6 protein-coding genes are annotated in these 4777 nt (G+C 63.8%); 2 read left to right on the top strand and 4 right to left on the bottom strand.

Annotated features, from left to right (window positions below; translation table 11 throughout):
• Nucleotides 1–790, top strand: a 790-nt coding sequence (locus VN856_RS10255) for an acyl-CoA dehydrogenase family protein (RefSeq protein ID WP_325688589.1), incomplete at its 5' end; no start/stop codon positions are given.
• 2 nt (nucleotides 791–792) lie between these two features.
• Here the strand turns inward: VN856_RS10255 and VN856_RS10250 are convergent.
• From VN856_RS10250 to VN856_RS10235, 4 genes are all read right to left on the bottom strand, one after another.
• Nucleotides 793–1197 carry a hypothetical protein gene (locus tag VN856_RS10250; RefSeq protein WP_325688591.1) on the bottom strand — a complete coding sequence of 135 codons (405 nt, stop codon included), beginning with the start codon at nucleotides 1195–1197 and terminating at the stop codon, nucleotides 793–795.
• Between the two features lie 121 nt (nucleotides 1198–1318).
• Nucleotides 1319–2683 carry a cytochrome P450 gene (locus VN856_RS10245; protein WP_325688587.1) on the bottom strand — a complete coding sequence of 455 codons (1365 nt, stop codon included), beginning with the start codon at nucleotides 2681–2683 and terminating at the stop codon, nucleotides 1319–1321.
• Nucleotides 2680–2880 (bottom strand): ferredoxin, encoded by a 201-nt coding sequence (locus VN856_RS10240; RefSeq protein WP_325688585.1) that lies wholly within the window; start codon nucleotides 2878–2880, stop codon nucleotides 2680–2682. Before VN856_RS10240 ends, VN856_RS10245 begins: the two co-directional genes overlap by 4 nt.
• 42 nt (nucleotides 2881–2922) lie before the next feature.
• Nucleotides 2923–3624, bottom strand: a complete 702-nt coding sequence (locus VN856_RS10235; protein WP_325688583.1) for an SDR family NAD(P)-dependent oxidoreductase — start codon at nucleotides 3622–3624, stop codon at nucleotides 2923–2925.
• 309 nt (nucleotides 3625–3933) lie between these two features.
• Here VN856_RS10235 and VN856_RS10230 point away from each other — a divergent pair.
• The coding region (locus VN856_RS10230; protein ID WP_325688581.1) for a CaiB/BaiF CoA transferase family protein at nucleotides 3934–4777 on the top strand (844 nt) is incomplete at its 3' end.

Below are 4777 nucleotides of genomic sequence, written 5' to 3'. Positions count from 1 at the left end.
GATGAGCGAGCCCAGCGCCGGTTCGGATCTGGCCTCGCTGCGAACCAAGGCGGTGCGCGACGGCGATCACTTCGTGGTTAACGGACAGAAAGTGTGGACGTCGGGTGCCCACGATGCCGACGTGCTGCTGACGTTCGTCCGAACCGACCCGGATGCGCCTAAGCACAAGGGAATCAGCGCGCTGGTGATCCCAACCGATACCCCCGGTGTGACGCGTCGGCCGTTCCCGGATATCTGCGGCCAAGACAACTTGGACTTCAACGAGGTGTTCTTCGAGGATGTGAAGGTGCCTGCCGAGAATCTGGTGGGACCGCTCAACCAGGGCTGGCGGGTGGCCAACGGCTCACTGGGACATGAGCGCACGATGATGTGGCTCGGTTTCGCCGACCGGCTCGACAACGTCATCTCCGACTTTCACCCGGCGAACGCTCTCGAGCGTGACCACCACGCCACCGCGATCATGGACCGCGAGGCGCTCCGTCTGCTCGGATCCGTAGCGCTGGCCCGGGCTGCCCGCGGCGAAGAAGACGTGCCCGCGCTATCGGTGCTCAAGCTACTGGGCTCGGAGGCCGAGCGCCAAGCGTGTGAAAACGCCTTGTCTGCAGCGGGATCCGACGGTCTACTGCACCCGGCGCTGACGGGGCGGTACGAGCCCATGAACCTCGACCACTACTTCGGCAGCTGGTTCGAGCGCTACGCGCGCAGCTTCTCGGGGACCATCGCCGGCGGCACCTCGGAAATCCAGCGGAACATTATTGCCCAGCGAGTGCTTGGACTGCCCGCGCGCTGACGTCACTCCCGGAAGAGGCTGAACGGCCAGCTGCTGGTGCCGCCCGGCGCGCCACCACAGCCCGCGTCGTACGTGGAGTCCACCGAACCGGTCAGCGTCACCGCGTCCCAGTTGTAGACGTCGTGCGAGGGCAGGAAGTAGACCGTGCAGCGCACACCGTCGGGCACGTCGATGACCATCGTGTAACGATTATCGGCCCCGAGGTGTGCAACGGCGTACCACGGCGTCGCTTGACCGTTGGGCCTGGGCTGGGCCTGGTTCTGGAGGCAGTCATTGCGGTTATCTGGCGGGCATGGCCGGAGTGCCCACAGCCACGAGTGGCCCGGGTCGCGTGGCGACTGCAGTCGGTAGTTTCCGTACGGCATATGGGCGTGGGCTACCGGAGCCAGGCTCACCGTCGCTGCCATCAACGCAACACCCAGCGTCAACGACTTCACGTCATGCTCCTCCCGTTCGTCGGCTGAATATAAGCCGCCTGGCCGCGGCCATGCGTGGGATTGCCCAGTTACGTACCGTCGTGACGAATGTTCAGTCGATGACCGCGGCTTCCTTGCGCTCGGTGATCGGCAACGCCAGTTCCTGCTCGTCGCAGATACGCTGGAGCTTCTCCAGGGTCTCGTCGAGACCAGCCCCGAGACGGCTGCCCGGCGTGAACGTGGCCGGTAGGTTTCGCATGCCCTGAATGACGCCGATGGTCTCGTAGTGCACGGTGCCTTCGGGGTCGCACACGTAGTCCGGCATCCGGTCCAGCACCGCGGTGAGCATCGACTTGAACACCGTCCGCGCCACGTTCGAGCCGACGCAGCGATGCACACCAAGCCCAAAGCTGAAGTGCCGGTTGCCTTTACGATCCATGATGATCTGATTCGGGTCGTGGAAGACCGAAGGATCGCGGTTGGCCATCGCCCAGGAAATCCAGAGCCGCTCGCCCTCTTTGAACTGCGTCCCTTCGAGTTCCACATCGTCGGAGAAGGTCCGCCCATCCCCGGGTGCCGGCGTGTAGTAACGCAGGAACTCTTCTGTGGCGGAGTCGAGCAGGGTGTCCCGCTCGCGGCTGAGGCGCTCGCGCTCATCGGGATGTTGCGACAGCCATTCCAGTGAGTGGGCGGTCAATGCGGTGGTGGTGTCGAAGCCGCCGCCGATGACCAGCCCGAGATTGCCCATGATCTCGAGGTCGGGTGCGGGTTCACCGTCGATCCGTAGCTGGATCAGCGCGTTGACGATGCCCGGCCGCGGATTCTCCTTGATCTCGATCATGTTGTTCAGCAGATCGAGTCCCATCTGCCGGTGCATGGCGTTGACGCGCTCAAGGTCTGGGGAGTGCTCGGGTGTATACAACGCGGCATGCGTGGGCTCGCTGTACATCGCCCATTTCTTCAGCGGGATGCCCAGCATCGCCAGCGTCAGCACCGCAGGCACGACGTTGGCCAGATCATCGACGAAATCGATCCGGCCTTCTTCGATCTTCTCGTCGAGGCAGGCGCGGGTCACCTCGTCGACGAAGGGGACCCAGCGCTTGACCGCGGCCGGCGATAGGAAAGGGTTGAGCACGGTGCGATAGATGCGATGCTCAGGTTCATCCATCTCCAATATGCCGCCGCGTACACCGCTCGCCCGCTTGGCCGTCGGGATCGAAATGCCTTTGTAGCCTTGGCGTTCACCGTTGATGTCGTGGTCGTTGGAGACAACCGGGCAACGGGCCAGCTCGAACACCGCCTGGCTGCCGCCGGCGACCCAGTGACCTTCGTAGGTGTCGGTCCAGGCGACCGGGCACTTGGCGTGGATCTCTTCGGTGATCTTCTCGAACTGGGTTCGGTACTCCGGGGTGTGCCGGTCGAAGTGGTAGCGGTTCTTCTTGCGATCGCTGTCGCTGACGACGTCGTCGATGCTCATGGGGTCTCCGTGATCAGAATGGCCTGCTCCGGGCAGGACTGCGCGGCTTCCCGGACGGCGTCTTCTTGATCAGCCGCAACGTCTTCCGAGACGGCCGACGCGTGGCCTTCGATGTCGTCGAGCTCAAAGGACTCCGGCGCGATCATCGAGCACAGTGTGTGCCCCTGGCAGCGATCTGGATCAACGCGAACTTTCACAACATTCTCCTCTTGGTTCTCAAGCCGGATTATGCTTGGCGGCTACGTATTTCGGCCGCCATTGACGCCAAGAATCTGGCCGGTGATATAACCGGCTTCCTCGGACACCAGAAAGGCGCAGGCCGCCGCGATGTCCTCGGGCTTGCCCATCCGCCGTACCGGCGTTGCCGCAATCGTCTTTTCGATGTCGCCGAGATTCCCGCGCTCCTCCGCGCTACGCAGCATCGGCGTGTCGATGAAGCCCGGTGGTACCGCGTTCACGGTGATGCCGTTCGGTCCGTACTCCAGTGCCAGCGACTTGGTCAGCCCGTTGACCGCGGATTTGGCCGCGACATAGTGCGACATGAAAGGGGCGCCGGAGTGCGTGCTGGACGAGGAGATGTTGACGATGCGTCCCCACTCGGCATCCAGCATGTCGGGCAGCACGGCCTGGATCATGTGGAAGACCCCGTTGAGGTTGACGTCGATCAGCCGTTGCCAATCCGCGAACTCGATATGCGTGAAGCGCTTGAAACCGTCCAGCCCGGCGGCGTTGACCAGCACGGTGACCGGGCCGGCTTGCTCGTGGATGCCCGACAGCGCGGCGTCGATCTGCGCGCGGTCGGTGACATCGGCGGCGAACGCCAAGTCTGTCTCGGACGGTTTGAGGTCGATGGTCGCGACCCGGAAGCCGTCTTTGCGGAGCCGCTCAGCGACGGCCAATCCGATTCCGGAGCCGCCGCCGGTGACAACGGCCGTTCTCACGTGGTCACCCGGCTAGGGACCGTGTCAAGCACAAAGAATCTCCCTTCCGAATATGAGAACCTTACTCTCACGTTGTGGCCGCATGCAAGATAGCTCAGAAACCGCAATTAGCCTGCAACGATGCTGTAAATAGTGAACGCCTGAATCGGCTACGAGTATGGCAGTCTCGTTTCTCGCGTTTCGTTGAATTCTCGTTGACGGAATGTAAGATTCGCCCCGGATGAGAATGGAATTATCCATGTCTTGAGGAGACCGAATGCCATTGCAGGACTCGGCCGCCGTCGCCGTGCCCGCGCCGGGAGTGGCCTGATGAGGCCGCTGGAGGGTATCCGCGTCCTCGAAGTCGCGATGTACGGGTTCGTCCCGTCGGCGGGTGCGGTGCTGGCCGAGTGGGGCGCCGACGTGATCAAGGTCGAGCACGCGGTGACCGGTGACCCGCAGCGCGGCCTGCGGCAGACCGGCTTGTTACGGGTCGAGGGCGACCCCAACCCGAACATCGAGCACGCCAACCGGTGCAAGCGCAGCGTCGGCCTGGACATGTCGGTGCCCGAAGGCAAAGAGGTGCTCTACGAGCTGGCTCGCCGGTCGGATGTGTTCTTGACCAGCTTCCTGCCCGGACACCGCAAGAAGTTCGGTATCGATGTCGACGACATCCGCGCGGTCAACCCGACGATCATCTACGCCCGCGGCAGCGCCCTGGGTCCGCGCGGCGCGGAGTCGGAAAAAGGCGGCTACGACATGACCGCGTTCTGGTGTCGGGCCGGGACGGCCGCGACCATCACCCCGCCCGGAACGGAAGGCATGATCGGCCCGCCCGGGCCTGCCTATGGGGACACCATCTCCGGCACCAACCTGGCCGGCGGTATCGCGGCGGCATTGCTCAAGCGCGAACGCACCGGCGAACCATCGGTCGTCGACGTCTCACTACTGGGCAGCGGGTTGTGGTCGATGGGGCACACCGTCGCGCTGACCGTCCACTTGAACCAGCGGATGGAGGCCTTCCCACCCGGGGTGCACGGCTCTCCGATCAATCCGCTGGTCGGTCTCTATGCGACATCGGACGGTCGCTACATCTCGTTCGTCATGATGCAGGCCAGCAAGTTCTGGGCTGACGTGTGCCAACACATCGACCAGCCTGAACTGGCCGACGACC

The sequence above is a fragment of the Mycobacterium sp. genome, assembly GCF_035603715.1.
Classification (GTDB): domain Bacteria; phylum Actinomycetota; class Actinomycetes; order Mycobacteriales; family Mycobacteriaceae; genus Mycobacterium.
Note: the sequence above shows the minus strand (reverse complement) of the source record. Positions and strands in the feature narration are given on the sequence as shown.